At 44.0% G+C, this 26,872-nt stretch carries 29 protein-coding genes; 11 read left to right on the forward strand and 18 right to left on the reverse strand.

Annotated elements, in window-relative coordinates; translation table 11 throughout:
• The 8 genes from nosZ to ZOBGAL_RS10595 all read left to right on the forward strand — a co-directional run bounded on the left by nosZ (position 1) and on the right by ZOBGAL_RS10595 (position 7,845).
• On the forward strand, positions 1–1,962 hold the full coding sequence (gene nosZ, locus ZOBGAL_RS10560) for a Sec-dependent nitrous-oxide reductase (RefSeq protein WP_013993592.1): 1,962 nt from the start codon (positions 1–3) through the stop codon (positions 1,960–1,962).
• A 114-nt stretch (positions 1,963–2,076) separates the two neighbouring features.
• Complete coding sequence (locus ZOBGAL_RS10565; RefSeq protein WP_013993593.1) at positions 2,077–2,721, forward strand: hypothetical protein; 645 nt, start codon at positions 2,077–2,079, stop codon at positions 2,719–2,721.
• The gene (locus ZOBGAL_RS10570; RefSeq protein ID WP_013993594.1) at positions 2,718–3,164 is read left to right on the forward strand and encodes a nitrous oxide reductase accessory protein NosL; all 447 of its coding nucleotides are present in this window, start codon (positions 2,718–2,720) and stop codon (positions 3,162–3,164) included. Before ZOBGAL_RS10565 ends, ZOBGAL_RS10570 begins: the two co-directional genes overlap by 4 nt.
• Positions 3,165–3,177: 13 nt before the next feature.
• Positions 3,178–3,639 (forward strand): pyridoxamine 5'-phosphate oxidase family protein, encoded by a 462-nt coding sequence (locus tag ZOBGAL_RS10575; RefSeq protein WP_013993595.1) that lies wholly within the window; start codon positions 3,178–3,180, stop codon positions 3,637–3,639.
• Between the two features lie 249 nt (positions 3,640–3,888).
• Complete coding sequence (locus ZOBGAL_RS10580; protein WP_046287877.1) at positions 3,889–5,127, forward strand: nitrous oxide reductase family maturation protein NosD; 1,239 nt, start codon at positions 3,889–3,891, stop codon at positions 5,125–5,127.
• Positions 5,124–5,834, forward strand: a complete 711-nt coding sequence (locus ZOBGAL_RS10585; RefSeq protein ID WP_013993597.1) for an ABC transporter ATP-binding protein — start codon at positions 5,124–5,126, stop codon at positions 5,832–5,834. Before ZOBGAL_RS10580 ends, ZOBGAL_RS10585 begins: the two co-directional genes overlap by 4 nt.
• On the forward strand, positions 5,827–6,609 hold the full coding sequence (locus ZOBGAL_RS10590) for an ABC transporter permease (protein ID WP_013993598.1): 783 nt from the start codon (positions 5,827–5,829) through the stop codon (positions 6,607–6,609). Before ZOBGAL_RS10585 ends, ZOBGAL_RS10590 begins: the two co-directional genes overlap by 8 nt.
• A gap of 27 nt (positions 6,610–6,636) precedes the next feature.
• Complete coding sequence (locus ZOBGAL_RS10595; protein ID WP_046287878.1) at positions 6,637–7,845, forward strand: hypothetical protein; 1,209 nt, start codon at positions 6,637–6,639, stop codon at positions 7,843–7,845.
• A 4-nt stretch (positions 7,846–7,849) separates the two neighbouring features.
• On the opposite strand, the gene ZOBGAL_RS22685 is transcribed toward ZOBGAL_RS10595, so the two are convergent.
• The 17 genes from ZOBGAL_RS22685 to ZOBGAL_RS10680 all read right to left on the reverse strand — a co-directional run bounded on the left by ZOBGAL_RS22685 (position 7,850) and on the right by ZOBGAL_RS10680 (position 23,123).
• On the reverse strand, positions 7,850–8,182 hold the full coding sequence (locus tag ZOBGAL_RS22685; RefSeq protein WP_013993600.1) for a 2Fe-2S iron-sulfur cluster-binding family protein: 333 nt from the start codon (positions 8,180–8,182) through the stop codon (positions 7,850–7,852).
• Positions 8,183–8,205: 23 nt separating this feature from the next.
• The gene (locus tag ZOBGAL_RS10605; protein WP_013993601.1) at positions 8,206–8,553 is read right to left on the reverse strand and encodes a hypothetical protein; all 348 of its coding nucleotides are present in this window, start codon (positions 8,551–8,553) and stop codon (positions 8,206–8,208) included.
• A 59-nt stretch (positions 8,554–8,612) separates the two neighbouring features.
• Entirely contained in the window at positions 8,613–9,332 is a 720-nt protein-coding gene (ric, locus tag ZOBGAL_RS10610; RefSeq protein WP_013993602.1) for an iron-sulfur cluster repair di-iron protein, read from the reverse strand.
• 68 nt (positions 9,333–9,400) lie between these two features.
• A complete protein-coding gene (locus ZOBGAL_RS10615; protein ID WP_013993603.1) occupies positions 9,401–9,835 on the reverse strand; it encodes an RrF2 family transcriptional regulator in 435 nt (144 codons plus the stop codon).
• 84 nt (positions 9,836–9,919) lie between these two features.
• Positions 9,920–10,312 (reverse strand): group III truncated hemoglobin, encoded by a 393-nt coding sequence (locus tag ZOBGAL_RS10620; RefSeq protein ID WP_013993604.1) that lies wholly within the window; start codon positions 10,310–10,312, stop codon positions 9,920–9,922.
• A gap of 24 nt (positions 10,313–10,336) precedes the next feature.
• Positions 10,337–11,605 (reverse strand): acetyl-CoA hydrolase/transferase family protein, encoded by a 1,269-nt coding sequence (locus tag ZOBGAL_RS10625; RefSeq protein ID WP_013993605.1) that lies wholly within the window; start codon positions 11,603–11,605, stop codon positions 10,337–10,339.
• A 133-nt stretch (positions 11,606–11,738) separates the two neighbouring features.
• A complete protein-coding gene (locus ZOBGAL_RS10630; RefSeq protein WP_013993606.1) occupies positions 11,739–13,193 on the reverse strand; it encodes a vanadium-dependent haloperoxidase in 1,455 nt (484 codons plus the stop codon).
• A 56-nt stretch (positions 13,194–13,249) separates the two neighbouring features.
• Complete coding sequence (locus ZOBGAL_RS10635) at positions 13,250–13,747, reverse strand: hypothetical protein (RefSeq protein ID WP_013993607.1); 498 nt, start codon at positions 13,745–13,747, stop codon at positions 13,250–13,252.
• Positions 13,748–13,774: 27 nt separating this feature from the next.
• Positions 13,775–14,479, reverse strand: a complete 705-nt coding sequence (locus tag ZOBGAL_RS10640; protein WP_013993608.1) for a sulfite exporter TauE/SafE family protein — start codon at positions 14,477–14,479, stop codon at positions 13,775–13,777.
• Positions 14,480–14,486: 7 nt separating this feature from the next.
• Positions 14,487–14,933, reverse strand: a complete 447-nt coding sequence (locus ZOBGAL_RS10645; protein ID WP_013993609.1) for a FixH family protein — start codon at positions 14,931–14,933, stop codon at positions 14,487–14,489.
• A gap of 18 nt (positions 14,934–14,951) precedes the next feature.
• Complete coding sequence (gene ccoG / locus ZOBGAL_RS10650; protein WP_013993610.1) at positions 14,952–16,370, reverse strand: cytochrome c oxidase accessory protein CcoG; 1,419 nt, start codon at positions 16,368–16,370, stop codon at positions 14,952–14,954.
• Positions 16,371–16,415: 45 nt separating this feature from the next.
• A complete protein-coding gene (locus tag ZOBGAL_RS10655) occupies positions 16,416–17,369 on the reverse strand; it encodes a cbb3-type cytochrome c oxidase N-terminal domain-containing protein (RefSeq protein WP_013993611.1) in 954 nt (317 codons plus the stop codon).
• Complete coding sequence (locus tag ZOBGAL_RS10660; protein ID WP_013993612.1) at positions 17,366–17,557, reverse strand: cytochrome cbb3 oxidase subunit CcoQ; 192 nt, start codon at positions 17,555–17,557, stop codon at positions 17,366–17,368. The genes ZOBGAL_RS10655 and ZOBGAL_RS10660 overlap by 4 nt, the downstream gene beginning before the upstream one ends.
• 5 nt (positions 17,558–17,562) lie before the next feature.
• A complete protein-coding gene (gene ccoN / locus ZOBGAL_RS10665; protein WP_013993613.1) occupies positions 17,563–19,767 on the reverse strand; it encodes a cytochrome-c oxidase, cbb3-type subunit I in 2,205 nt (734 codons plus the stop codon).
• A gap of 2 nt (positions 19,768–19,769) precedes the next feature.
• Positions 19,770–19,979 (reverse strand): cbb3-type cytochrome oxidase assembly protein CcoS, encoded by a 210-nt coding sequence (gene ccoS, locus ZOBGAL_RS10670; RefSeq protein WP_013993614.1) that lies wholly within the window; start codon positions 19,977–19,979, stop codon positions 19,770–19,772.
• Between the two features lie 199 nt (positions 19,980–20,178).
• Positions 20,179–20,613, reverse strand: coding sequence for a DoxX family membrane protein (locus ZOBGAL_RS10675; protein WP_013993615.1), 435 nt, complete (start codon positions 20,611–20,613; stop codon positions 20,179–20,181).
• 113 nt (positions 20,614–20,726) lie between these two features.
• Positions 20,727–23,123 (reverse strand): heavy metal translocating P-type ATPase, encoded by a 2,397-nt coding sequence (locus ZOBGAL_RS10680; RefSeq protein WP_013993616.1) that lies wholly within the window; start codon positions 23,121–23,123, stop codon positions 20,727–20,729.
• A 201-nt stretch (positions 23,124–23,324) separates the two neighbouring features.
• Between ZOBGAL_RS10680 and ZOBGAL_RS10685 the strand changes: the two genes are divergently transcribed.
• From ZOBGAL_RS10685 to ZOBGAL_RS10695, 3 genes are all read left to right on the forward strand, one after another.
• Positions 23,325–23,960 (forward strand): Crp/Fnr family transcriptional regulator, encoded by a 636-nt coding sequence (locus tag ZOBGAL_RS10685; RefSeq protein ID WP_084724347.1) that lies wholly within the window; start codon positions 23,325–23,327, stop codon positions 23,958–23,960.
• A gap of 87 nt (positions 23,961–24,047) precedes the next feature.
• Positions 24,048–24,953, forward strand: a complete 906-nt coding sequence (locus tag ZOBGAL_RS10690) for a universal stress protein (RefSeq protein WP_013993618.1) — start codon at positions 24,048–24,050, stop codon at positions 24,951–24,953.
• 155 nt (positions 24,954–25,108) lie between these two features.
• The gene (locus ZOBGAL_RS10695) at positions 25,109–26,386 is read left to right on the forward strand and encodes an NAD(P)/FAD-dependent oxidoreductase (protein WP_013993619.1); all 1,278 of its coding nucleotides are present in this window, start codon (positions 25,109–25,111) and stop codon (positions 26,384–26,386) included.
• Between the two features lie 208 nt (positions 26,387–26,594).
• Here ZOBGAL_RS10695 and ZOBGAL_RS23915 read toward each other — a convergent pair whose 3' ends face one another.
• Entirely contained in the window at positions 26,595–26,720 is a 126-nt protein-coding gene (locus ZOBGAL_RS23915) for a hypothetical protein (protein WP_262507930.1), read from the reverse strand.
• Positions 26,721–26,872: the final 152 nt, after the last annotated feature.

Below are 26,872 nucleotides of genomic sequence, written 5' to 3' on the forward strand. Positions count from 1 at the left end.
ATGAAAAAATATACCTTTCATCTATTCGCGATTTTAGGGATGGCTCTGTTCCTCTCTAGTTGCGGTGACCAGAACGGCAAGGCGTCCTCAAATAGCGGACTATCGTCGAACAATGCGGAAAAAGTATACGTTGCCCCGGGAGAGCATGATGAGTTTTATGCTTTTATGTCGGGCGGGTATAGCGGAAACCTTACGGTTTACGGACTTCCTTCGGGAAGAATGTTCAAAGAGATTCCCGTTTTTTCGCAGTTTCCTACCTCGGGTTATGGATATTCGGAAGAAACAAAACCCATGTTGAACACATCTTTCGGTTTCGTTCCTTGGGATGATGCCCACCACCCCGATATTTCCCAGACCAATGGGGAGTTAGACGGTAGATGGATATTTATTAATGGAAACAACACACCAAGAATTGCCCGGATCAGCTTGAGTACGTTCGAGACCGAGGAAATTATGGAGGTACCCAACAGTGCAGGGAACCACAGTTCTTCTTTTGTTACCGAAAATACCGAGTATGTAGTTGCCGGAACCCGTTTTTCGGTGCCTATTCCCCAAAGGGATATGCCCATTAACGAGTACAAGGGGAATTTTAGGGGCTCGCTTTCCTTTATAAGCGTTGATCCTGAAGATGGACACATGGATCTAAAGTTTCAAATTTTGATGCCAGGGTTTAATTACGACCTGTCGCATCCGGGTAGGGGCAAATCCCATGGATGGTTTTTCTTTACGACCTACAATACCGAAGAGGCAAATTCACTTTTAGAAGTAAATGCTTCGCAAAACGATAAAGATTTTATCGCTGCGGTGAATTGGAAGAAAATTGAAGAGTATGTGGCAAATGGAGGGGGTACAATGATGCCGGCCGAATATGCCCACAATGTGTACGATGAAGCAAGCCATACCGCGACTTCCACCCTAAAAAAGGAAGTCTTGACCATAGACCCGACCAAAGTGCCGGGAGCCGTTTACTTCTTGCCTACACCAAAATCGCCCCATGGGGTAGATGTTGATCCTTCGGGAGAGTATATCATTGGTAACGGAAAGCTATCGGCCGATCTTACGATCCATTCCTTCGATAAAATGGTGGCTGCGATCGAAGCTAAAAAATTCGACGGAGAAGCTTATGGCATCCCCATCTTGAAATTCGACGATGTACTTGCCGGAACCGTGAAAAGTGGCGGATTGGGCCCCTTACATACCGAGTTTGATGGAGAGGGAAATGCCTATACTACCTTCTTTATTTCCTCTGAAGTGGTGATGTGGAAGTTGGGTACATGGGAAGTTATCGATAGAAAACCTACTTATTATTCCGTGGGACACTTAATGATACCTGGGGGGAACTCTAGGAAGCCCTTTGGTAAATACGTGGTGGCCATGAACAAAATAACCAAAGATAGGTACCTGCCCACAGGTCCCGAACTGGAACATTCCGCCCAGATTTATGATATTTCCGGAGATAAAATGGAGCTTATTTACGATTTTCCCACCCACGGTGAACCCCATTATGCAGCAGGTATACCCGCTGAACTTTTGGCCCCGAAATCTAAGAAGATCTATAAGCTTTCCGAAAATAAACACCCCTTTGCCGCAACCGGCCCCGCCGATACTAAAGTGGTAAGGGAAGGGAATGAGGTTCATATTTACATGTCTATGATCCGAAGCCACTTTACCCCTGATAATATAGAAGGTATTAAAGTGGGCGACAAGGTGTATTTTCATGTCACCAACCAAGAACAAGATTTTGATGTGCCCCATGGGTTTGCCATGATCGGCGCGAATAACTCCGAATTGCTAATTATGCCAGGGCAGACCAAATCTCTGGTATGGGAGCCTAAAAAAGTAGGGGTATGGCCATTTTATTGTACCGATTTCTGTTCCGCTTTGCACCAAGAAATGCAAGGTTATATACGGGTGTCACCGGCAGGTTCAAATACTGAGCTGTCGTGGTCCCTAGGAGAATAAAGGAAGGGCACAAGAGTATTTGTTCAAACGAAAAGCAGGTCGCGTACCAAGACCGGCCTGCTTTTTAAAAATACCGGCCTGTTCAATAGCTATGAATTTTAAGATTGAGGTAAGATGAAAAAGGCAAGTATACTTATGATATTGGGGTCTTTATGTTTGTTGGGACTGTTTCAGTTTCCACTTTGGAATATTATGCTGGGCGCCCCGCAATATCCCGAGCCCTTAGGTATGAACATCCATATTACGGGCATTCAAGGGGTATCTGAATTCGACCTTCAGAACATTGACGGACTCAACCACTATATTGGTATGAAGACGATTCCCAAAGCTGGCGAGATGTGGGAGTTCGATATATTTCCTATAGTAATAATCGCCATGGTACTCTTAGGGGTACTATTGGGGATACTCGGTTTTATAGGTAAAATTGACTACCGATTTTTCTTGGGTTGGTTCTTACTAATGTCTATCTTAGGAATCATGGGGATGTACGATTTTAACCTATGGCTGACCGATTACGGTTCAAACCTAGATCCTCACGCCATAATAAAGGTGGTCAATGAAGACGGTACCCCCATGAGCTATAAACCGCCACTTTTTGGGTACAAAAAATTGTTGAATTTTGATGTAAGTTCAATGCCGGCCACAGGAGCATGGATGATGTTCGTAGGTATGTTGTTGACGGTAATCGCATTTTTTGTAGGATGGAGGTGCAAAAATTCCGTTTCATCTGAAAAAAAGCATAAATTGGTTACACCATGAAAAGTTGTAAAATACTCATTTTGATGGGGCTTTTGGTAATTTCCGCTTGTAAAGGCGAACCGAAACCCATAGCATACGGTGGCGAGGGTTGCCAATTTTGTAGCATGACCATTGTCGATAAGCAACATGCTGCCCAATTTATGACGAAGAAAGGAAGAAGTTACTCCTTTGATGCGGTAGAGTGTATGCTGAACTACTTGAAAGATGTAGATCCTGAATCGGTAGCCCTTTATCGAGTGAACGATTACAATAACCCCGGGGTCTTTATCGATGCCACCAAGGCTACGTATTTGATCAGTAAGAACATACCCAGTCCCATGGGGGCGTTTTTGACGGCGTTTGCCAATGAAGAAGAAGCGAGTAGCGCCCAGTCGGGAAATACGGGTACGATTTATTCATGGCCCGAGCTCAGAGATAAATTTGAAAAAGATAACCCATTTTAAACCCCAAGAAACTATGATAGTAAAGTTAGAGCTTTCGGAGTGCATGGCTTTTTTAAGTGAACACAGTATCGGTCATTTAGGTTACATTTCGGGCAGGAGCCCTTACATTGTGCCAATAACCTATTATTATGATCAAGAAAATAAAAGTATACTGAGTTATTCGGCCTTGGGCCATAAAATCAATGCAATGAGGAGCTACGAACATGTAGCCCTTCAAGTTGAGGATATCGATTCTATGTCTGAGTGGCGTTCGGTTTTGGTCAATGGTCGCTTTGAAGAATTAAAAGGCAGTACGGCCAAAAAAAGCCTTCATACTTTTGCCCAAGGCGTACAGGATACGATTTTGCGAACCCAAGGCGAGAAGCCTGAATTCATAAAGGATTTCTCGAGCAAATTGGAAATGGAGACCCTGCCTATCGTTTTCCGAATTCATATTTCTGACATTGTAGGCAAATACAGAACCGTGCGTAGCTAAGGTTTACTTCCAGTTTGCGCCATACCCGAAGTATAACACCGTTTTAAATCGCACCGATAGAGGTAGGTTTCAATCGTTTCATACTTATGGGCCTGTATTTTATTGGCTCTTGGTGTCGTTTTAAATCATGTTTTTATACAGATATAACGGGAGGAGTGTTCACTAGTACCATATCGCCTGCCTTTGTCGATAGAAGTGAAGGTGGGGCAAACGAAACCACGAGGTTGCCAAACTTCTCAATTAAAGATGATGCAATACCCAAAATTATTCATATTTGTCCTCGTACTTTTTACTACGGCACAGCTGTGGGCAAAACCCATTGTCGTTTGCGAAAGCTGCGTGGTAAAGTCCATTTCGGAAGCGGTGGCTTTGGCCATAGACTTTGACACCCTATTGGTTAAAAAGGGGACATACAAAGAATATAATATCCTCATAGATAAACCCCTGACCTTGATAGGCGAAAATTACCCTATTATCGATGGGGAAGACCAGGGTGAAATTATACGGATCGTATCCGATAATGTTACCGTAGATGGTTTTTTTATAGTGAACGTAGGTACAAGTTATACGACGGATTATGCCGCAATAAGGGTAGTGAAGAGTAAGAACTTTTTAATTCAGAATATAGTTCTTGAAAAACTGTTCTTCGGTATTTATCTCGAAAAATCAAGCCACGGGAAAGTCTATCACAACAAAATTATCGGCGATGCCATAGACGAGTACAATTCAGGGAACGGAATTCAACTCTGGTATTCGCATCATGTTGAGGTCAGTCAAAATATCGTTCAAGGGGCAAGGGACGGAATCTACTTGGAATTTTCCGATAACATTACCATACATAACAATAAAAGCACCGATAATTTAAGGTACGGATTGCACTTTATGTTCTCCGATGACGATGTGTATACCGACAATATCTTTGAAAACAACGGGGCGGGAGTGGCCGTCATGTTCTCCAAACGAATTAAAATGAAGGGGAATACTTTTCGAAAAAATTGGGGTCCCGCGGCTTTCGGGATGTTGTTGAAGGAAATCAACGATGCCGAAATCAGTGGCAATACTTTTGAAGAAAATACCATTGGTATCCATATTGAAGGATCTAATCGTATCGAGTATAAAGAGAATAACTTCGTAAAGAACGGATGGGGCATTAAAGTGTTGGGGGCTTGTTATGCCAACACTTTTAGCGCTAACAATTTTCTGTACAACAGCTTCGATATATCGTATAACAGCAAGTTGAACGATAATGTCTTCGACGGCAATTATTGGAGCGCGTATACCGGTTATGATTTGGATAAGAACGGTATTGGCGATGTGCCCTATCGTCCCGTAAAATTGTTTTCCTATATCGTGAACCAAACTCCAGAGGCCATTGTTTTGCTGCGTAGTCTTTTTATGGATATTATCGATTTTTCCGAAAAGGTATCGCCCGTGTTTACACCAGATAATTTATTGGATACTAATCCCTTAATGACCAAAGTACAATGATTCATATTGAAGGCTTACATAAAAAATTCGGAAAGAACCCAGTGCTTTCCGGCCTAGACCTTACCATAAATAAGGAGGGTGTTTTTGCGGTCTTGGGGCCCAATGGTTCAGGAAAAACCACCTTGATCAAGAGTATATTGGGAATGGTGGTGCCCGATAAAGGAACGATTTCCGTGCAAGGGGAGCCCATTAAAAAGAATTGGAAGTACCGTAAAGAAATCGACTATCTGCCGCAGATTGCCAACTTTCCGGGAAACCTGAAGGTCCGTGAACTGATCCGGATGATAAAAGACCTTCGGCAAAGCCCGAGCGATGAAGACAGGTTGATAGCCCTTTTTAAACTCGAACCTTTTTTAGATAAGAAGCTCTCGACCTTATCAGGGGGTACCAAACAGAAGGTGAACATTGTATTGGCCTTTATGTTCAACAGTCCCTTGCTGATTTTGGACGAGCCTACCACAGGGCTTGATCCCGCTTCCTTGATCCATTTAAAAGAGCTTATACGCGAACAGCGGGAAATGAAAAAAACCATACTGATTACCTCGCATATTATGCAATTCGTTGCCGAAGTATCGGATGTTATCGTCTACCTGTTGGAAGGTAATATTTACTTTAAGGGCAGTATTGAGGAACTCAAGACCAAGACCGGACAAACCGATTTAGAACACGCCATTGCGGCCATAGCAACTGCACCTAGCCATGCTTAAGATACTCAAATATAGTTTTTATGACCTGATCCGTAGCCGATGGAGCTACGTGTACTTTTTGTTTTACCTTTTGTTGGGCTTTGTATTGTTGTTCCTGAACAACGATGTGTCAAAGGCCATTATAACCCTGATGAACGTTATTATTCTGCTCGTACCCCTTATCGGTACCATTTTTGGCATAATGTACTTCTACAATTCAAAGGAATTTACAGAATTATTGCTGGCGCAACCGGTCAAGCGTTCCTCTATATTTTTGGGGCAGTACTTCGGTGTGGCGGGTTCCTTGACCCTAAGTTTGGTGCTAGGGCTCGGTATTCCGTTTGTACTCTACGGCCTTTTTAAGAGCGATGCTATTTTCGACTTTACCCTGCTCTTGGTCACAGGGGCCTTCTTGACCTTGATCTTTACGGTATTGGCATTTAATATCGCCCTCTCCAATGAGAACAAGATCAAAGGTTTTGGCTATGCCGTATTGCTGTGGTTGTTCCTTGCGGTGATTTATGACGGACTCTTTCTGATGTCCTTAATTATTTTTAAGGAATATCCACTGGATAGTTTTTCCTTGGGCGCGACAATGTTGAACCCCATAGACTTATCACGAACCTTGATTCTTTTAAAATTGGATATATCCGCCCTCTTAGGATATACCGGGGCCGTGTTCAAGAAGTTCTTCGGCACGGACCAAGGCCTCCTTATTTCTATGCTGATGCTCGTTTTATGGACCGTTCTGCCTATTTGGCGATTGGTTTCCGTGGCCAAGAAAAAAGATTTTTAATACATTGCCGATACAATGGCCGCATTAATGACAACTCTTAGGAACCAAAGTAAAATGGCCTTGGTGTATTTGGTCGTAGCGGCCGCCTTGGGTTGTGTACTTCGGTTTTTTCGCGTATTCGATATTCCCGTTACCTATAAGTTTATCGTTCATGCCCATTCCCATATCGCCTTATTGGGTTGGGTGTATTTGGCCCTTACCACCCTGCTGTATGAGCTGTTTTTGAAAGGTCTAGGAATCGATAAGAAATACGCTAGGATCTTTTGGTTTACCCAAGTGACCCTGGTCGGTATGTTGTTGACCTTTCCGTTGCAAGGGTATGCCGTCTTTTCAATTGTCTTTTCTACCTTGTTCCTGTTCGCCTCTTATTGGTTTTCATACTTTTTTTATAAGAACGTGCCAAGGGAGTACAAGACAGTACCATCCTTCAAGTGTGCCAAGGCCGCTATTGTATATTTATTGGTTTCCAGTATAGGCCCGTGGGCATTGGGCGCTATAATGAATATCCTTGGCCCCGACTCCATTTGGTATCGATTGGCCATTTATTTCTATCTCCATTTTTTGTACAACGGATGGATGATAATGGCACTTGTGGCCGTTTTTCTCTTTTTTCTTGAAAAGCAACAGGTGGTTTTGCCCGAGCGTAAGTTTAAAACCTTCTTCTGGGGCTTGAATCTTGGAATCGTTTTTTCCTTCTTCCTGTCTACCTTGTTTGCCCATCCGGGACCGGGGTCTTATCTGTTAGGGGGAGTTGGGGCGGTTTTACAGCTAGGTGCTTTCTATATTTTACTAAGGTTTTCTAGGGGGAGACAAAGCGAGGTAATGAAGGCATTATCACCGTTTCAGTACAGATTGCTGGGGGCGGTGGCCTTATTATGGGGAATTAAGATGTTATTGCAACTACTAAGTGCCTTGCCGTACTTTGCCGATTTGGCCGTCACCTATTTGGATTTTACCATTGGCTATTTGCATTGGACGTTTTTGGGAGTGGTTACTATGGGGCTGTTTTTATTCCTTGATTCTTTTAAGTTGCTAGCTCTGAATCGGAAGTTCTTTTTCTTGTATGCCTTAGGGTTTCTACTGACCGAAGCACTTATTTTTTATAGGGCGATCGCGTACTGGCAAAGGCTCGAACTCCTGTCTAGGTTTGATGCCATTTTGGGCATTGCTAGCTTGCTGGTATTATTGGCGCTGGTGGGCCTATTGCTGGGGAAAGGAAAAAAAGTTCGAAGGTAAGGGCTTAGACCGCATCGTCCTTTAAGATGCTAAAAACAATACCGTCTAAATTGGAATCGAGTGGGATTTGACACGCTAGGCGACTGGTCTTGGTACGGCCGGTGATATTTGAAAGTGTATTTTCTTCATTGATATCCATTTTTTCCAAATTACGATCACTATGTAGTTGAATGTGGCAAGTACCACACCAGGCACGGCCTTTGCAGTCGCCCCAATCCTGTAGGTATTTGTCGAACAAGAGTTCCATAAGGCTATGGTATTCGTGGTTGTTAAAATCGGCCTGGCAGGTCTCGCCAAATTCGTCAATGTAAGTAAGGCTCAACTTCTTTAGTGACATATGTTTTTTAGAAAAGATTGTTGCTAAAGAAAGCTTGCGATAATAACCGAACAACTGAAGAGCAGACTTGCCAATAACAGGTTGAACGAAAACTTGGATTTCAAATTGGCCAGTACCGAAGCGTTATAGGCCATACATAGTATGGTCACGAAAAACACCAAGGTCATCTTCGAGAAGTCATGTAAGTTGCCCATGAGCAGTACCATGGCCGCGGCGGAGCCAATACAGCTTTGGGCGATGATCGCAATGGTGGCATATCCGGTCTGTCCGCGTTTGAATTCATTCAATAGGCTAAAATATAGTCTTGATATAGGGTTGCTTCTGTGTTGTTCTTCTGAAACGCTTAAGGGAGGTAGGGTTGAATCTTTCATCGGGATTAATTTTAGGGTTAAAATTTTGTTTTTAGCAATTCGTTGAGTGAGCTGGCTTTTTATACCAATGCCGATAGTTGCGACTCTAGTTCACTGGCCTTCGGAAAAAGTATATTGTTCTCTAAGTGGATGTGTTGGTGTAGGTCGTCTTCAAATTCCTGTAACAGGGCGTATGCCACTTTGTAGGTCGTACACGCGTCTTCGGGAGGGGTATAGTTGTTGCTGAGTGCGGCAATGGTTCTAAAACGCTCTCCTTCGTATTCATGGTCGTGCATCATGGCCTGAATAGGATTGCTCACGGTACCGAAGTGTGGGGTGCCCAAGGTCTTGCCCGATTGCTTTGCCGCTGCCATTTTGCGTATAAAGGGAAAGAGTACCAATTCTTCTTTTTTCATATGCATGGCCAACTCGCCTGCAGAGGTAGTAAAAAGGTCCTTGATTTCATAGAGCTCGGGGTGTTTTTGGCCATGAACGCGGCATAACTTGTCGAGATATTGCCTTAACACCGTACTTTGCTTTTCAACGTATCTGTGATGCTTCTTTTCGATGTAGTCGATAAGAAGGTCCAATGGCCATGATTGATAGCCTAGGCGGTCTCCCTTGCCCTCTTCTTGTACTTCATTTAGTTCAGCGGAAAGGAGGTCAAGGTTTAAGTTGTTTTTCTTCGCCACCTCTTCCAAGCTTCGATTGCCTTTGCAACAAAAGTCAATGCTGTGGTTTTTGAAAACTTGGGCCGTGCGGTAGTCCTTGGCCACGATTTCACCTATGGTCTTTGTCATGATTTCTTGTTTTTATAGTTAGATATATTAAATAGGACATTTTTGTCCGATTTATAGTTAAATTTTTTTTAGCGTTTCAGGTGGGTCAAGCCTTCTTCAAGGCCCATGGTCATATCATAAAGGCTCGTGCTTTCGAGCATGTCTTTGAGGTCGGCCCGTATTTGAACAAATTTGTCGTGTACTGGACAAGGTTCGTTACTATTGCACCTTTTAAGGCCTAGGCCACAACCTTCGTATACGTTATTTCCGTCTATGGCATACACGATCTGTGCAAGCTTTATCTTGGGAATGTTCGATTGTGAAATCTGAAAACCACCTAAGGATCCCTTTACGGATTCTATAATCTGTTTTTTAGATAGCTGTTGCAATATTTTAGCGGTAAAGGCTACGGGAGAATCGATTTTATCGGCGATTTCCTTTAGGCTCACACGAGTACCCTCAAGCGACTTCAATGCTATGTAGGTCGATGCCCTTATACCGTATTCACATGCTTTTGAAAACATTCAGATGGTGTTTATTTCTTTACAAAGATAGGTTTTTTTAATTAGGATAAAAATATCCGAATTAAAAATATCCACATAGATGGTTTAGTTTTTTTTCCTGTGCTGGTACATTTGCATAAAAAGCATGGTACTCATTTTTTGCGCCCTGTTTTTGGCGATCCAGACCCTTTCCCCGTCGAAAAGTTCATCTAGGGTGGCGAACCAGAGGTTGAGCCAAAGCCCGAAATGCTCGGAAGTAATGGTGTGATTTGTTTTATCGTCTACTTCCTGATGGGCCGTAACCGGGTTGCCATGGTACTTGCGTTGGAGAAAGAGTTGGGTTTCCCAAAAATCGGTCAACAGCTCAAGATGGGCCTCCCAATCGGAAATGATCCCGTTAAAAATAGGGCCAAGGGTTTCCTCCTCCCTTATTTTTCCATAAAAGGTGTCGACCAGTAGCCGTACATCTTGCCGGGTTTTGATTTCCTTTTTTTCCATCGCATCAAAAATACACTATTAACTTTAGTTCTTGAAGCGTTCGTACGTGGCCTTTTCCAATTCTTCCCTAAAGTCGGGATGGGCTATGGCAATTAGGGCCTGTGCCCTTTCCTTTAGGTTTTTTCCGAAGAGATTGGCCACACCGTATTCGGTTACAACATAGTGTACGTGAGCCCTGGTCGTAGTAACCCCGGCACCCTGTTTTAGAAAGGGCGTAATTTTGGAAACGCCTTTTGCCGTAAGTGAGGGCATGGCGAAAATAGGTTTGCCGCCTTTTGAAAGCGATGCCCCACGAATGAAATCCATTTGGCCCCCGACCCCAGAGTATTGGCGACTGCCGATGGTGTCGGCGCAGATTTGACCGGTCAGGTCTATTTCAATGGCACTGTTTATCGCCGTTACTTTTGGGTTTCGTCTTATGATGGCCGTATCGTTGGTATAGGCGGCTTCCTTAAAATGTACCGAGGGATTGTCATCTACAAAGTCATATAGTTTTTGGGATCCCACGGCAAAGCAAGTAACTATTTTTCCGGTCTTGATCTGTTTGTCTTCCCCGGTGACCACGCCTTGTTCGATCAAGGGCAGTATACCGTCGGAAAACATTTCGGTATGGATGCCAAGGCGTTTGTGGTTGCCCAGATTGCTCAATACGGCATTGGGAATACTGCCGATGCCCATTTGCAGGGTGGCACCGTCTTCGATAAGGCCGGCCACGTTTTTACCTATTTTCGCCTCTACGGGAGATATGGAAACAATATCGTGGGCGTGGATCGGACTGTCGATCTCAATGGCGCAGTCAATATTTTTTATATGGATAATTCCATCACCATGCGTTCTAGGCACTGAGGGGTTGATTTGGGCAATGACCTTTTTGGCGACCTGAATGGCCGGAAGGGCTACATCTACAGAAACACCCAAAGAGCAATACCCGTGTCTGTCTGGCGGGGAGACCTGTACTATGGCTACGTCAATGGGTAAAATGCCCTGTCTGAACAAAAGGTGGATCTCGCTCAAAAAAATTGGAATATAGTCACCTTGGGTACTGTTGACAACGTTTCTTACATTACCGCCCACAAAACAGCTATTCATTCTAAAGCTCTTGTTGTAGGGTTCACGAGCGTATTTTGCCTCGCCTTCGGTGTGTATCGAAACGATTTCAACGTTTTTTAATTCTTCATGTCTGTCGCATAAAGCGTCTATGAGCGTATTGGGTGTCATTGCGGCCCCCTGTAAAAATACGCGGTCACCTGATTTTATCGTTGATACGGCTTCTTCCTTTGAAACAATTTTCATAATGGTCGGTTTTGTTATGCAAATATCAAGAATAGGGCTTCTTTAAAATATGAACATTATCATGTTTTAAAATATAGCATAAAAAAAGGGGACCCTTGTACGGCTCCCCTTTTTTCTTTATACGTTCAATTTTCTATTGACCTAGGTGTTTGTTGTAGAATTTCCAGGCTTGGGATGCAACATCACGCCCCAATTGTAAGCCTGCTATATTATCGGCCTGTATATGGTAGCCTCCCATAACCCTTGACATACCGGCCATATTTGCGGTTTCGGTAAATGTTGGGAAGTGTATGGTTACGGTTTTTCCATAATGGGCGGAGTCGAGTTCGGTCATAGAGCCTGCTACGAGTTTTACGGATTCGCCAAAATGTTCGCTTCCCGTAAAAAGGCGTAGTACTTCGGCGCAGCCTCCACTAATGGTACTGTGTCCGGAAGTATAGCTAGGGAAGGGAGGGCATAGAAAGATATCTGGGGAATAGGGACGCCATTCCTGGCCTTTCATTTTAATAACGCCTTTGCCGGGGCCGGCCCAGGCTTTTATGGTCTTGTCTTTGTAGTATTCGTGTACCAAGGCATAGGGTCTTGCGTAATCATAGAACATTTTGGAGTCCCATGAAGCAATAAAGGCGTCCATAGCCGTAATCTCGGTCAAGAAATACATTTTTACATCTTCGTCTAGCGTATGGTTGTCTCTTCGGGAAACATCTTGCGCGAACTTCAGCCAGTGGCCCGCTTGTTGTACCGATTGGGGCCCGTCTCTCATAAATTCTACCAAAGCTTTTTCTTCGTCGGAAAGATGGGCCTGCAAATCAACTACCTCTTTGACTTCTTTTTTCAACTGCTTGGAGCCTACCAAGGGCGGTGGTCCGGGTCTAAATTGGTCGGCTGAGGTTAATGCAATGGGCTTTACTTTTTGCCAATAGGGCGTAAGGCAGCCAGGGGCATATTGTCCACCTTTTCCATCAGAGAAATACTTGGGTTGCCATCTGTTGATATCGGTGTTCTCGTCCGCCGTGTTTACGGGGCTGTAATTGGTGTAGTCTGAATAGGGTTCGCCGTTTGCGCCTTTAGCTTCACCATATTGGTTACTGCCGTCATTTTTTCTGGCCTCAATGGTGGCCTTGGCGGCCAAATTGCCAACGCCCTCGGGTGTGGTCGGGTCCATTGAGGTATTGTCGGGGTCAAGCCCTAGGTCGGCCATGAGCTTTCTGAACATTTCGGTGTCTGAAAAGTAGTACTCCTTCATTGCCCCGAAAGCGGCATAACTAATGGCGATTTCTTTGTTCTTGAGGTTGCGCTCATTGGCGGGCCTGCGGTCTACGTCGTTCAAATAAACGGGTATGGCACTTTCGTCATAACGAGACCAGGCGTCAAAAATGGAAACAAAGATCAAGCCTAGATAGCGTGAGGTAATGGTGGGGCGTGGCTTGAACCTTTCCGTATCGGAGGCCGTAGCATCTAAGGCCATTTTCCCCCATTGGTAGGCAACATTCTCCGTTCCTCTTGGTTCTTCTTGGTTTTTCTGGGCAAAGATGACACCGGAATATAGTAGACCCAACGTAAGGGCCAAGGTTAAAATACGCTTCATTTTATTGGTTGTTAGGTTATTTGTAGCCGTTAAATATAAGGAAGACTATAAAAACTCTAGGCTTTTTGCTCAAGGATTTTTCTTGTAAATGTTTGTAATTCTTGCATTTGCGGTTTCCCTTTTTGCTTGCCGCTCCTCCCAAAAAAGTAAAGTACGAACCATAGGATGACCAAGAAGCCCATAATACCCATCTGAATGTGATAGGGTTTGTTCAAGGAGGCACTTGAATAGGCCCAAATGCCAAAAATAATGAAAAGACAGGCTATGATGAAGTGTATGAACATGAAGAAGGTCCATAGGGTAGGGTTAGGGCCGAATATGCCGTATAGCTGGCTATTGGTGGCGTCTATTTCTTCAATTTGGAGGTGCAATTGGGGCGACCAGAAATGATTGTTCTGGGCGTTAAACTTAATAAATACGTGTTCGTCTAGGCGCTTTACTAAAAAAGGGGGGTGTCCTGCCGTTTCGAATTTTTTAAGTATTTCTTCTTTGGCTCCGGACACATCCCATTGAAACCTCGGGCGAAGTACAATTTCGTTGGGTAAGGGTTTCATAAGCGAGATGTTTGGTGGCCGTGGCCGTTAGTTTTGGCACTCTATGGCACTTGAAGCCATTTCCGTAATGGGTGCTGGCGATACATACGGGATGCCCAGGCCTAGGCCCCTAAGAATAAATAGTAAACCGATGATGACGACAAAAACCGGAATGGCCTTGCGTACTTTCTGACGTATACCGCCTTTCAATAGGCCACTAAAATATATGGCGACGGTCATTAAGGGCAGGGTACCTAAACCGAACAACATCATATAAAGACCGCCCTGTACGGCATTCCCCATGGCAATGGCCCCAAAGAGTGCCATATAGACCAGGCCGCAAGGTAAAAAGCCGTTAAGGAAGCCTATGGTCAGGAAGGTGTCGGGCGATTTTTTCTTGAGCTCCTTTCCCAATCGGTTCTTGACTTTTGAAACCATTTTGTAAATAGGCTTCGATAGATTGTATTTGTTGAAAGTTTTATAGGGAATCAAGATGACCAGGATCATTAAAACCCCAATGATGATGGAAAGCTTCTGCTGCATCCCGAAAATGGAAAGTCCTTTGCCGAGAAGACCGAATACTACCCCGATAATACCGTAGGCCATGAGCCGGCCCAAGTGATAAATGAATATCTGGCCGAATTTTTTAAACTCATTTGACCGATCTACCGGAAGCATAAAGGCTATAGGACCGCACATACCCACGCAGTGCAAGCTTCCCATAAGACCTAAAACGACGGCAGATAAAATCATAGTGCTTTTAAAAGGTTATACTTTCCTTGTGCATAAAATCCTTGCCTTGGTGTTTCCAAGATATGGTTATGTCCCAGCGACCATCCAACAGGCGTTTGTCAGGTATGAGCAAATGTGAATTGGATAAACTTAAAGGTAAGTTGAAATCCAAGTGCTTATTGGATGGTCTGTATAGGGACACATTGCCTGATACGTTCGTATTGTCATATCCTTCGGGGAAAATAACCAGTAATCCGTCAGGCGATTTTTTTAATTCTATTTGTTCGCTAGCGTTAAGGGCATTTTGTTCCGCGTCGATCTCTTTTTGATAGCCCAGTTCGGCCTTGTAATATTCTTCGGTTACCAAATCATGGTTAGCATTGTGGCTCGTGGTCATTCGTATCACGAAGAACAGTATAAAACTGATGAAGCCAACAAAAGCTATTACGATACCCGTACCCCAATTTATTTTCATGATTTTCCTTTTTTAATCTTATTTATAACTACGCGGAGCCAAAAAGCGGGCCGTCGTGGTTTCTATCAGTTTATCGTCACTATACACCCCGATTTTTAGGTTGTTTTTATCACCGCTCAGGGCCGAGGCCTTGATTTCAATGAACAAGGTGCCTTCTGCCAAGGCTTCTGGTGGCACGGAAAAATTCTCGTTACGGACCAGTTTGATATTGCCTTCGTGCGACATCAATTTAAAATTCACGTTGTCGACCGATTTGGTCGTCTTGTTCAATAGTTTATAGGTATATACATTGCTGATAATATTACCTTCCTTGTGTTCGTAAAGTTGACCTGGTAACCGCAAAATATTGGCTTCAAGGTCGTTTCTCAAGAACATCATACCGATAAGCACACCGGTTAAAATCACCAATACGGCCGTATACCCTTTTAAACGGGGCGTAAATTTGAACTTTTCCTTTTTTGTGATTTCGTCTTCACTGGCATAGCGGATCAAGCCTTTGGGCAGGTTTACCTTTTCCATGATTGTATCGCATTCGTCGATACAGGCCGTACAATTGACACATTCCAATTGGGTTCCATTTCTAATATCTATTCCGGTGGGGCATACGTTCACACATTGAAAACAGTCGATACAATCGCCATGGCCCAAGGCCTCTCGGTCTTCGTTCTTACGCCATTTTTTTCTTCCGTTCTCACCTTCGCCCCTCTTGTGGTCATAGGCCACTACAATAGATTTGTTGTCGAGCAACACCCCTTGCATACGGCCGTAAGGGCAGGCGATGATACATACCTGTTCCCTAAACCACGCGAATACAAAGTAAAAGACAGCGGTGAATATCAATAAAGACAACATGGTGCTCAGGTGCTCGGTCGGGCCATCGGTAATGTATTGTATCAAACGGTCACTTCCGATAAGGTAAGCCAGAAAGACATTGGCTATAATGAACGATATGATAAAAAAGATAAACCATTTGAGCGTGCGTTTCCTGATTTTTTCGGCATTCCAAGGTTGCCGGTCGAGTCGCATTTGCGCGCCTCTGTCCCCATCGATCCAATACTCGATCCTTCGGAAGACCATCTCCATGAAAATGGTCTGTGGGCACATCCATCCGCAAAAAATACGACCGAAGGCCACGGTAAAAAGTGCAATAAAGACCACCCCGATAATCATCGAAATAACAAAGAGATGAAAATCTTGGGGGTAGAATGGAAAGCCAAAGATGTTGAACCGTCTTTCGAGTACGTTGAACATCAAGAATTGGTTGCCATTTATCTTTATAAACGGAGAGGCAATCAAGAAGGTCAGAAGAACATAACTGACATATTTACGATATTGGTAAAATTTGCCACTGGGTTTTTTAGGAAAAACCCATGCGCGTTTACCATCTTCTTTAATGGTGCCTATTGAATCTCTGAAATTGTCTTGGTCTTGTGCCATTTTATGTTCGCTTTATCAGCTTTCGGGGCCTTGGTCCCGCAATATTCAGTTCACGGTTACCGAAGTGGAGTCGATGACCTGTTCGGTACTGTTTTCTTGTGCCGGTGCTGGCTGTTCAGTAGCGTTCGGGTCTACCCATAAATCACCTTCGGCGGGTTTTGGATTGGCCGGTGTTGTACCTTGAAAGCTTAGTACGTAGCTAGCCACCTGGGCAATTTCCGCTGGTTTTAAGGTTTGCTTCCAGGCAATCATACCTTTGCCATCACGACCACCTTCTGAAATGGTATGGAAAACGTTTTTGATGCCTCCACCCAAAATCCAATGTTGATCGGTAAGGTTCGGTCCGATACCTCCACCACCATCGGCCATATGACAGGCGATACAGTTGCTCTCAAAAATCGTCTGTCCGGCTTTAAGGTCGCCCGCATCGGTAAGTAGTTCTACCGTATTGGCATCCACAAGTCCCTTAGCGGTTTTTTTGTAGGCCTCGATCTCTAGTTGCGCGGCGGCCACCTCTTGTTCGTATTCTTGGTCTTGGTTATAGTCGTTGAACACGTGAAAGCGTGCCAAATAGACTACGGCAAAGACAATGGAGGCATAGAAAAGATATACCCACCACGGCGGAAGATTGTTATCTAGTTCGCGAATACCGTCGTAATTGTGGTCAAGGATGATTTCTTCCTCTTTTTCAATGGGTTTTGAACCAAGTAGTTTTTGGTAGACTTTTTGGCCCCATTCCCATTGGAACGATTTGCTCTTGGCGGCGATATAGCGCTCTTGGCCTTCTTTGGAAAGCGTTTGGAACATTACGTTTTCAATAGCCCTGGTAATTACCGCTATAACGATAAGCAAGAACAGGATGAATACGAGAAACACCTGTACCATCGGGTATTTTATAAAGGCCGGAATCTCTCCTGAATCAACAAAGAATTCCGTCAGGCCGAATATTAAAAAGAAAATCAGTGGTATTTTAATCCACCAAGTCGATGTATTTTTCATAATTCTAGGTTTTGTTGGTTATCTTCTTCCAAAGGCAATTCGCTCACTTCTTTTATGTACGATTTCGAGGCGGTGAAGACCCACCAGAACAACAATGTGAAAAACACAAAGAAGATAAGTAACGATATCATGGGGTAGGTTGCTACGCCATCGATACTTTCCATGTAACCTTTTACAAATTTGAGCATGATCTTTAGTTTTTGTTGTCAGATAATATTTCACCGGTTTCCTTGACCTTGATATCGGTTCCTAACCTTTGTAGGTAGGCGATTAAGGCTACGATTTCTCGGTCTCTCATTTCTATGAACTCTTCGCCGTTTTCTGCGGCATTGGCTTTATCGGCCTCATAGTTCTTTGCAAAATCGGGATCCGTATACAGGTTTTTCTCGATTTTTTCTGCCTGTGCATCCATAAGGGCATCGGCGTTTTCAATCTCCTCTTCGGTATAGGGAACCCCTAAGGTGACCATGGCTTTCATTTTTTTCTGTATATCACTGCGGTCGTGCTTGTTGCGCACTAGCCATGAATATGAGGGCATGATAGAGCCTGAAGAGGTACTTTGTGGGTCGTACATGTGGTTCAAGTGCCAGTTGTCGGAATATTTACCGCCAACCCTGAGCAAATCGGGACCGGTACGTTTACTTCCCCAAAGGAAGGGGTGGTCGTATACGAATTCACCTGCCTTTGCATATTCACCATAACGCTCTACCTCGCTTCTGAAGGGGCGTACCATTTGTGAGTGGCAACTTACACAGCCTTCACGGATATAGAGGTCACGGCCTTCCAATTCTAAAGGCGTATAGGGTTTTACACTGGTTATGGTAGGGATGTTCGATTTTACCAAAAGTGTAGGTACGATCTGGATAATACCTCCGATCAAAATGGCTACGGTGGCCAAAATGGTCAACTGAATAGGCTTGCGCTCCAACCAAGTATGGAAGGTTTCCCCAGCGGTTCTGTGTTTTGAAACGCGGGTCAAGGCAGCGGCTTCGGCCAATTCGTCTTCTATAGTGCTACCGGAGCGTATAGTTCTCACTACGTTATAGATCATTACACAGGCCCCGGTGATATATAGGGTGCCACCAATGGCGCGCATCCAGTACATCGGCATGATTTCGTGTACGGTCTCTAAGAAGTTACCGTAAACCAAGGTGCCATCTGGGTTGAAGTCTTTCCACATCAAGGCTTGGGTAAATCCGGCCACATACATAGGCAAGGTATATAGAATGATACCCAAGGTACCGATCCAGAAGTGGAAGTTTGCCAAACTGGTCGAGAACAATTTGTTCTTGGTCATTTTAGGTACCAACCAATAGATCATACCAAAGGTCAAGAAACCGTTCCAGGCCAAGGCCCCTACGTGTACGTGGGCAATGATCCAGTCACTAAAGTGTGCAATGGCATTTACGTTTTTAAGTGAAAGCATAGGGCCTTCAAAAGTGGCCATACCATAACCGGTAATCGCTACCACCATAAATTTTAAGACGGGATCGGTACGAACCTTGTCCCAGGCACCACGCAAGGTTAAGAGTCCGTTGATCATACCTCCCCAAGAAGGGGCCAAAAGCATGATGGAAAACGCAACCCCTAGGTTTTGTGCCCAATCGGGTAATGCGGAATACAATAAATGGTGAGGTCCGGCCCAGATGTAAATAAAGATCAAAGACCAAAAGTGGACTATAGACAATCTATACGAGTATACCGGTCTGTTCGCGGCTTTTGGAACGTAGTAGTACATAAGGCCCAAAAACGGTGTGGTCAAGAAGAAGGCTACCGCGTTATGTCCGTACCACCACTGCACCAAGGCATCTTGAACGCCCGCATAGACCGAATAACTTTTTAGGGCGCTTACGGGAAGTTCCAGGTTATTGAAAATATGCAGAACGGCTACGGTAACGAAAGTTGCCAGATAAAACCAAATGGCCACGTAAAGGTGACGTTGTCTCCTTTTAAGCATGGTACCGATAAGGTTGGCACCAAATGCGACCCATACCAAGGTAATGGCGATATCTATGGGCCATTCAAGTTCGGCGTATTCTTTGGTACTGGTGTATCCTAACGGCAAGGTAATGGCCGCCGATACGATAATGGCCTGCCAGCCCCAAAAATTGAACTTACTCAAGAAGTCACTGTACATACGGGCCTTGAGCAATCGTTGCGTTGAATAATAGACCCCCGCGAAAATAGCATTTCCTACAAATGCGAAAATCACCGCATTGGTGTGTAATGGGCGCAAACGGCCAAAACTTAACCATGATATTCCGTCGGTCAAGTTGGGAAACATGAACATGAAGGCTAGCAATAAGCCTACGGACATACCCACAATACCCCAGAACATGGTTGCATAGAGGAAATTTTTCACGATTTTGTTATCGTAATAAAACTGCTGTACTTCCATAATTATACCTGTTTATTTAGTTGGATTTTTTCTTTGTTTTTCTTGATGGAGACATCTTTTTGCTTCTTTACCAGCTCATCTTCAAAAAGCATACGTACCGATGGGGTATACGAATCATCGTACTGACCGCTCTTTACCGAAACGATAAATGCAATGAAAAATAAGACCGCAACTAGAACGCTGATGGCCAATAACACATAAATAACACTCATACCTACCTGAATTATGCCGTAAAACTACGGCGTGTGTACCCGATTAAATATGACTTATATCAGGTTTTGACGATTCTCTTAAAGTTTCTTAATTATCGAATGTAAACATTTGATTTATAAAAAGATAAAATAATCGTATTTCTAGAAAAAAATATAAAAATGGGGTGCCTAGGGGGTAAATAGGCCTCGGTTTGAGATCTTAGGCCTTTTTTGCGCCTTGATAGATAGAAATTAATGCGGCAACGATAATCAAATTCTTGATTATATATTGGCCGAGCAATGTAGGGGCGAATGGGCTGAAGGTAAAAGAGGCTTCGTTCAGAAGCAATAAAGTGGAAAAGGTACAGACCATATGCAATAGGGTCACGATAACGGTTTGCTTCCTAAATAAATCGAAAAGCAGGAATGTGCCGATACCGACTTCCAAAAGGGCTAGAAGTATAATTGAAACGTTCGGGGGGATAAGACCAAAGCTCAATGATGTAATGGTTTCTTTGGCCAATTCTTCGGCGGGACTTACATCGTTGAAAAATTTGAGTACTCCGAACCAGAGATATACAATGGCTATCGATATCTGAAGAAAAGAGATGTTTTTAAAATGGTTTAAAATCGAAGAGGTCTTGAAAGTTGGCATTTATACTTAAACGAGTTTGGTGGATTGTTCGTTTTACAAACCTAACTTTTTAAACGGATCCATCCCGTTTTTTTACTATGAAGTTACAAATGTGGACGCTATAACTTGCAATATCAGTCAATGTTCCTGCCTATAAAATTAGTGGCTATCGTGGTAAACGCTACCACACTAATGGAGCTCAGGGGCATTAAGATGGCCGCAATAACCGGCTCTAATTGCCCTGTAACCGCAAAATAAAGTCCAATTAGGTTATAGGCCAAAGATAGGATAAAACTCATTTTTATGACCTTCATGGCTTTTTTAGAGGCCCAGATGTACTGATGTAGCTGTTTGAATTTGCTGGCATCCATAATGCCATCACTGGCAGGTGAAAATACATTGATGTTCTCGGAAATGGCAAGGCCTACTTCGGCTTGGGCCAAGGCACCGGCGTCGTTAAGCCCGTCACCTACCATCAGTACTTTTTTGCCCTGTTCTTGTAATGTTTTAATAAATTCGAGCTTATCTTGTGGTTTTTGGCCAAAATACAGGGGGGTAAGTTTTGGTAACAATTTTTCAAGGCGCTGCTTTTCACCTTCGTTATCGCCCGAGAGTACGGCTACATTAAAATCTTTTGACATTTTTTCGAATACTTGGGAAACCCCTTCGCGGTATTCATTGTGAAAAATGTACTTGCCCTTATACGTGTCGTTGCTGCTGATATGAACCGCCGTGGTAAGGGCATCCGTAGTTTGTCCGTTACCTACAAAGTCGGCCGATCCCGCTTTAATGTGTTCGTTGTCCTTAGACCCTTCTACGCCTTTGCCGATATGTTCTTCGTATTCGTCAAGGGTAACGATATTCTCTTCGGCCAACAGGTTGTAAAGGGAGCGGCTCAAGGGGTGGTTCGACCCCCTTAAGGTATTCTTCAATAGGGAGGCCTCGGCTTCCGTAAGGGGCATGCCCTCATAGGTGGCCGTGCTCTTTTTAGCAGTGGTTATCGTACCTGTTTTATCAAAAATAGCCGTATCTATTTGGGCCAATTGCTCAATGGTTTGGGTGTCTTTTAAATAAAATTTCTTCCGTCCGAAGATTCGGAGCATGTTGCCCAGGGTAAAGGGTGACGAAAGGGCAATGGCGCATGGGCAGGCAATGATCAAGACTGCGGTAAAAACGTTCAAGGCCTTGCTCGGGTCAAAATAAAGCCAGAAAATGGCCGATAAAAAAGCAATGCTGAGCACGGCTATGGTAAACCTTCTGCCGATACTGTCGGTCAGGGTCTGAAACTTACTGGCCTTGTCTTCCTGAAAAACGGAATTGCTCCACAATTGGGTGAGGTAACTTTGAGAGACCGATTTTAGGGCTTCCATCTCTATGGCTCCTTGGAGTTGTTTTCCTCCGGCAAAGACTTTTTCCCCAGATTCTTTTTTTACCGGTTCCGATTCGCCCGTAACAAAGCTATAGTCGATACGGGCCTGCCCCTTGATGAGGATGCCGTCAACGGGAATCAGTTCTTCGTTTCGGATCAGTAGGCGGTCGCCGCGTTCAATATCGTGTACTTGGGCGGTTTCTTCCTTGCCGCCTTTAGTGATGCGGGTTATAGCTATAGGAAAATATGATTTGTAGTCACGTTCGAAGGAAAGGAAGGAGTAGGTCTTTTGCTGAAAGAACTTTCCTAAGAGCAAGAAAAAGACCAATCCCGTAAGCGAATCGAAAAACCCGCTTCCCCAATCAAAGACAATGTCGAGGGTGCTGCGAACAAAGAGCACTAAGATCCCAAGGGCAATGGGTACGTCAATATTCAACATTTTACTACGGATGCCTTTGTAGGCCGAAATAAAATAATCCCTGCCGGCATAAAGAAGTACCGGTAGTGAAAACAAGAATATAAGCCAATGAAAGACCGGTTCGTATTTGTTGAGCCAGTATTCGCCGCCGGATGCATTGCTTGACGATAGGTCGAAATAGTCGGGAAACGACAGGAACATCACATTGCCAAAGGCGAAACCTGCTACCCCAAGTTTATAGATGAGGCTACGGTCGGCACTTTTCTTCTTTTTGTCGAAATCATCAAGGGAGATATAGGGTTCATAACCGATCCGGGCCAGCAACACCACTACTTCCTTTAGTGAAATATCGGAACTGCTATATGTAATCCGTACGGTCTTTTTGGGGAAATTTACTTGGGCGCCCTTAATATAGGGGTTTAGCTTGTTCAGGTTCTCAAGAACCCAGATACACGAGCTACAGTGAATATGCGGAATATAGAGGTTTATGATCTGTAAGTCACCGTCGTTGAACTCAATAAGTTTTTCGGCGATTGGAGTTGAATCTAAAAAATCGTATCTTCCATCAATTGATTTCGGGGATGCCCCGGCCGCAGATTGCAAGTCGTAATAGTAATCGAGGTCATGGCCCGATAATATTTCGTACACGGTCTTGCAACCGTGGCAGCAAAAATTTTTATCGTCTAGTGCGATTGGGTTATTGCCACAGTCGTCGCCGCAATGGAAACAGTTGTTAGAATTCATATTACACTTGCTAATACCTGTTTGCAAAGATGCAAAAGGTAGGTATTAAAAAATATGACAATTGTCAGGTTTAACACGGTCGGTGAAGGTTATCTTTGCATTGTCAGGTATAAGTAGTTTGCATAGTCAGGTATAAATAATAGTGTTATGAGCAGCAGATGTGAAAATTGTATAATACGACAATTTAATTCGTTACGTGCGATGAGCAAGGAAGAATTAAAGAAAGTATCCGATTCCAAGATTTCCAAAAAACTTAAAAAAGGCGAGGCCCTATTTCAAGAGGGTGAGCAACTTAATGGGGTTTTTTGCGTAAGGACCGGGGTTTCAAAGCTGTCGAAACTGAGTGCGAACGGAAAGGATCAAATCGTAAAACTGGCCAGCAAGGGCGAGGTAATGGGCCAGCGTGCCGTGATTGCCGAAGAAGTTACCAATTTGAGCGCAATCGCGGTAAGTGATATGGAAGTCTGTTTTATTCCAAAGGATGTGATTTCCAATACGCTCGATCAAAACCCGAACTTTGCGGTTGAGGTCTTACGGCATATGGCCCACGACCTAAAGGAAGCAGATGACGTTATCGTAAACATGTCTCAAAAAACGGTGAAACAGCGAATGGCCGAAGCCTTTCTATACCTGAGAAAAAACTATGGGGACGATACCGATGGTTTCTTGAATCTGGTACTCTCTCGTGAAGATTATTCAAATGTGGTAGGAACCGCTACCGAATCCTGTATCCGGATTATTTCGGAGTTCAAGAAGAAAGGCTTGATCAAAACTTCCGGAAAAAAAATAGGGGTGCTCGACGAGCGCAAACTCTTGGAACTCGCCGAAAGATTCTAAACCGGACATTCCAAAACTGACATATGTCATAGTTTACCTATGGTTTTGCATCTACTTTTACCCTTGAAGATTTCAATAAAAAAGTAGATGAAGAATATATTGTTGCCAACCGATTTTTCAGAAAATGCGTGGAATGCCGCATGCTACGCCATAGAGCTTTTTGCCAACGAGGCCTGTACTTTTTACGTGTTGAATACCTACACGCCGCACATTGCGCACAGTCGTTTTATGGCGGCCGCCCTTGAAGGGAATATGTTGGAAGATACGGCCAAGGAAATATCGGAATCGGGCCTGGCCAAGGTCATATCGCGCATCAAGGCCCAGTTCAACAACCCACGGCATAGTTTTTATGCGATATCGTCGTTTAGCATGTTGGTCGATGAAGTCAAGGAAACCATAGAAGATAAGCAGATCGATCTGGTGGTGACAGGAACCAAAGGAGCCTCGGGGCTGGAAGAGGTCTTTATGGGCAGTAATACCGTACGGATCATAAAATCGGTGAACAATTGCCCAGTATTGGCCGTGCCTGAATCCTTTCCCTTTGTCCGCCCCAATGAAATTGCCTTTGCTACGGATTTCAATCGGTTTTATACCGAATCTGAACTAGAGCCCTTGCTCGATATGAGCCGGACCTTCGGTGCGGTCATCCGCATCGTACACGTACAACAAGGGATACATGCCTTGAGCGAACTGCAGAAATTCAATTTAGACATGCTTAGAAAGTATTTGAAAAATGTAGAGCATTATGTTCATACCGTATCGGAATTGAACTCGGTATCAAAAACTTTGGAGGTCTTTAGCAATGAACTGGACATACACCTGTTGGCCATGCTTAATTATCAGCATAGCTATATGGAAAAAATCACAAGGGAGCCCGTTGTAAAGAAAATGGCATTTCATACACAGATACCCCTATTGGTCATACCCGAACTGGGGATGTGTAACAAAAAATCGAAAAACCAAAACGAAGAAGGCCTCTCCGTTTCCCAGTAAATAGGGGACGTGGGCAAGTAGGACTTGATCTTGAAATAAAACACAAAACTGCTTGAAAGGGCAGTTTTTTTATTGGGTCAAAATTATCTGTTATATTTCTCCTAATCGCACGCCCCGCAGCATCGGTTCTTCTTAATTTTGTATAAAATTACGACATGAACCTTCCCGATACTGGTCAAAAACGAATAGTGATAATTGGTGGCGGTTTTGCCGGAATATCACTGGCAAAAAATCTAAAAGGAGTTGATTTACAGGTGGTATTGATCGACCGCCATAACTACCATACCTTTCAGCCACTTCTATATCAGGTTTCTACCAGTGGCTTGGAGCCTGATTCCATTGCATACCCGCTTCGAAAGGTCTTGAAGGAACTCGATAATTTTTATTTTAGGATGGCTTCGGTGCAACGTATCGATCCTGATGGAAAGACCGTTTTTACCGATATAGGAAACCTAGGTTACGATTATTTGGTCTTGGCCACAGGCACAAAGACCAATTTTTTTGGCAACCAGAATATTGCCCGGTACGCCATGCCTATGAAGACCGTTCCCCAGGCGCTTGATATCAGGAGCCTTATGTTACAGAATTTTGAAAAGGCCGATGACTGTCTAGACCCGGTTGAACGCAAGGCGTTGTTAAATTTTTGTATCGTGGGTGCGGGCCCTACGGGAGTAGAGTTGGCCGGTGCCTTTGCCGAATTGAAAAACAACGTTTTTCCTAAAGATTACCGGCATCTCAACATAGATGAAATGGAAATCAACCTATTCGAGGGCGGCCCAAGGGTACTGCCCCCAATGAGTGAGAACGCCTCCAAAAAGGCGACCGAATTTTTGAAGGCCCTAGGTGTGCGCGTTCATTTGAACGTGATTGCCAGTGATTATGATGGGGAGCGACTGACCCTAAAGGATGGCACGACCTTAAATACCAAGAATTTTATTTGGACGGCAGGGGTTACGGGGGCCGCCATTGAAGGTTTTGCCACCCATGTTCTTGTGGAGCGGTTGAACCGCTATAAGGTAAACCGGTTCAACCAAGTTGAGGGCTATGATACGGTTTTTGCCATTGGTGATATTGCCTATATGGAAACCGATGGCTTCCCGAAAGGGCATCCCCAAGTGGCACAACCCGCCATTCAACAAGGGGAGTTGTTGGCCGATAACCTTGAGCGCATGCTAGAGGGAAAAGAATTGAAGCCTTTTACTTATCGCGATAAGGGAACCATGGCCACCATCGGCCGAAATAAGGCGGTGGCCGATATTAAGAAGCTAAAATTCGCTGGCTTCTTTGCATGGTTTATTTGGATGTTCGTTCACCTAATGGCCTTGGTAGGTTTTAGAAATAAGGTGGTAGTATTTTTTAACTGGGCCTACAACTACATTAACTACGATAAGGCTGCGCGGCTCATTATGAGACGCTTCAGGCCTAAGGCTTAGTTTGTGGTCGGCAAATTGCAATTAATTCAAATGCTTTAGTATCTTTGCCCTGTTGTGTTGTGACCCAGAACCTTTATAGGTTTGGGCCAATGAAAGGCTTTCCTTGTTGGAAGGCTTTTTTTGTTTGCCCCCTTCGGTAATTTAAAAACACGACGGACAAGGCTGTCGACCAGTATTTGGTGAAGGGAGAATTTTTGGAAGGAAAACTTTAGATTTTTTGCAATTGGCGCTCTAACGATGCCTGTTTGTTTTGCTTGGAAGTCGTCTGGTTTTGGATGAGCATCCATGCTTTTTTGGCCCTTTCCGCTTTTATCTGATGATGTGTTCTTTTCATGATGCGAGGTGTTAAGGATTCGACTATTTCGTGTGCTTTAAACCAGGTTCAAATTTTTAGCGCCCCTAGTTTATGCCACTCATTTTTTATGAGCTTAACGACAGGTCAAACTTACGACGAAATGCGCTCTTTTTATCGGTGAAATACATTAT

The sequence above is a fragment of the Zobellia galactanivorans genome (assembly GCF_000973105.1).
Taxonomy (GTDB): Bacteria; Bacteroidota; Bacteroidia; order Flavobacteriales; family Flavobacteriaceae; genus Zobellia; species Zobellia galactanivorans.

Bases quoted from the DNA above. Each gene is read 5' to 3' on its own strand.
- ZOBGAL_RS10675 (WP_013993615.1), bottom strand. From the start codon at position 20,613: ATGCCAACTTTCAAGACCTCTTCGATTTTAAACCATTTTAAAAACATC.
- ZOBGAL_RS10690 (WP_013993618.1), top strand. From the start codon at position 24,048: ATGAAGAATATATTGTTGCCAACCGATTTTTCAGAAAATGCGTGGAAT.
- ric (WP_013993602.1), bottom strand. From the start codon at position 9,332: ATGACAAAGACCATAGGTGAAATCGTGGCCAAGGACTACCGCACGGCC.
- nosZ (WP_013993592.1), top strand. From the start codon at position 1: ATGAAAAAATATACCTTTCATCTATTCGCGATTTTAGGGATGGCTCTG.
- ZOBGAL_RS10645 (WP_013993609.1), bottom strand. From the start codon at position 14,933: ATGAAAATAAATTGGGGTACGGGTATCGTAATAGCTTTTGTTGGCTTC.
- ZOBGAL_RS10620 (WP_013993604.1), bottom strand. From the start codon at position 10,312: ATGGAAAAAAAGGAAATCAAAACCCGGCAAGATGTACGGCTACTGGTC.
- ZOBGAL_RS10625 (WP_013993605.1), bottom strand. From the start codon at position 11,605: ATGAAAATTGTTTCAAAGGAAGAAGCCGTATCAACGATAAAATCAGGT.
- ZOBGAL_RS10640 (WP_013993608.1), bottom strand. From the start codon at position 14,479: ATGATTTTATCTGCCGTCGTTTTAGGTCTTATGGGAAGCTTGCACTGC.
- ZOBGAL_RS10695 (WP_013993619.1), top strand. From the start codon at position 25,109: ATGAACCTTCCCGATACTGGTCAAAAACGAATAGTGATAATTGGTGGC.
- ZOBGAL_RS10680 (WP_013993616.1), bottom strand. From the start codon at position 23,123: ATGAATTCTAACAACTGTTTCCATTGCGGCGACGACTGTGGCAATAAC.
- ZOBGAL_RS10615 (WP_013993603.1), bottom strand. From the start codon at position 9,835: ATGTTTTCAAAAGCATGTGAATACGGTATAAGGGCATCGACCTACATA.
- ZOBGAL_RS10655 (WP_013993611.1), bottom strand. From the start codon at position 17,369: ATGAAAAATACATCGACTTGGTGGATTAAAATACCACTGATTTTCTTT.
- ZOBGAL_RS10570 (WP_013993594.1), top strand. From the start codon at position 2,718: ATGAAAAGTTGTAAAATACTCATTTTGATGGGGCTTTTGGTAATTTCC.
- ZOBGAL_RS10635 (WP_013993607.1), bottom strand. From the start codon at position 13,747: ATGAAACCCTTACCCAACGAAATTGTACTTCGCCCGAGGTTTCAATGG.
- ZOBGAL_RS10630 (WP_013993606.1), bottom strand. From the start codon at position 13,193: ATGAAGCGTATTTTAACCTTGGCCCTTACGTTGGGTCTACTATATTCC.
- ccoN (WP_013993613.1), bottom strand. From the start codon at position 19,767: ATGGAAGTACAGCAGTTTTATTACGATAACAAAATCGTGAAAAATTTC.
- ZOBGAL_RS10660 (WP_013993612.1), bottom strand. From the start codon at position 17,557: ATGCTCAAATTTGTAAAAGGTTACATGGAAAGTATCGATGGCGTAGCA.
- ZOBGAL_RS10565 (WP_013993593.1), top strand. From the start codon at position 2,077: ATGAAAAAGGCAAGTATACTTATGATATTGGGGTCTTTATGTTTGTTG.
- ZOBGAL_RS23915 (WP_262507930.1), bottom strand. From the start codon at position 26,720: ATGAAAAGAACACATCATCAGATAAAAGCGGAAAGGGCCAAAAAAGCA.
- ZOBGAL_RS10580 (WP_046287877.1), top strand. From the start codon at position 3,889: ATGCAATACCCAAAATTATTCATATTTGTCCTCGTACTTTTTACTACG.
- ZOBGAL_RS10595 (WP_046287878.1), top strand. From the start codon at position 6,637: ATGACAACTCTTAGGAACCAAAGTAAAATGGCCTTGGTGTATTTGGTC.
- ZOBGAL_RS10590 (WP_013993598.1), top strand. From the start codon at position 5,827: ATGCTTAAGATACTCAAATATAGTTTTTATGACCTGATCCGTAGCCGA.
- ZOBGAL_RS10585 (WP_013993597.1), top strand. From the start codon at position 5,124: ATGATTCATATTGAAGGCTTACATAAAAAATTCGGAAAGAACCCAGTG.
- ZOBGAL_RS10685 (WP_084724347.1), top strand. From the start codon at position 23,325: ATGAGCAAGGAAGAATTAAAGAAAGTATCCGATTCCAAGATTTCCAAA.
- ZOBGAL_RS22685 (WP_013993600.1), bottom strand. From the start codon at position 8,182: ATGTCACTAAAGAAGTTGAGCCTTACTTACATTGACGAATTTGGCGAG.
- ZOBGAL_RS10575 (WP_013993595.1), top strand. From the start codon at position 3,178: ATGATAGTAAAGTTAGAGCTTTCGGAGTGCATGGCTTTTTTAAGTGAA.
- ccoS (WP_013993614.1), bottom strand. From the start codon at position 19,979: ATGAGTGTTATTTATGTGTTATTGGCCATCAGCGTTCTAGTTGCGGTC.
- ZOBGAL_RS10605 (WP_013993601.1), bottom strand. From the start codon at position 8,553: ATGAAAGATTCAACCCTACCTCCCTTAAGCGTTTCAGAAGAACAACAC.
- ccoG (WP_013993610.1), bottom strand. From the start codon at position 16,370: ATGGCACAAGACCAAGACAATTTCAGAGATTCAATAGGCACCATTAAA.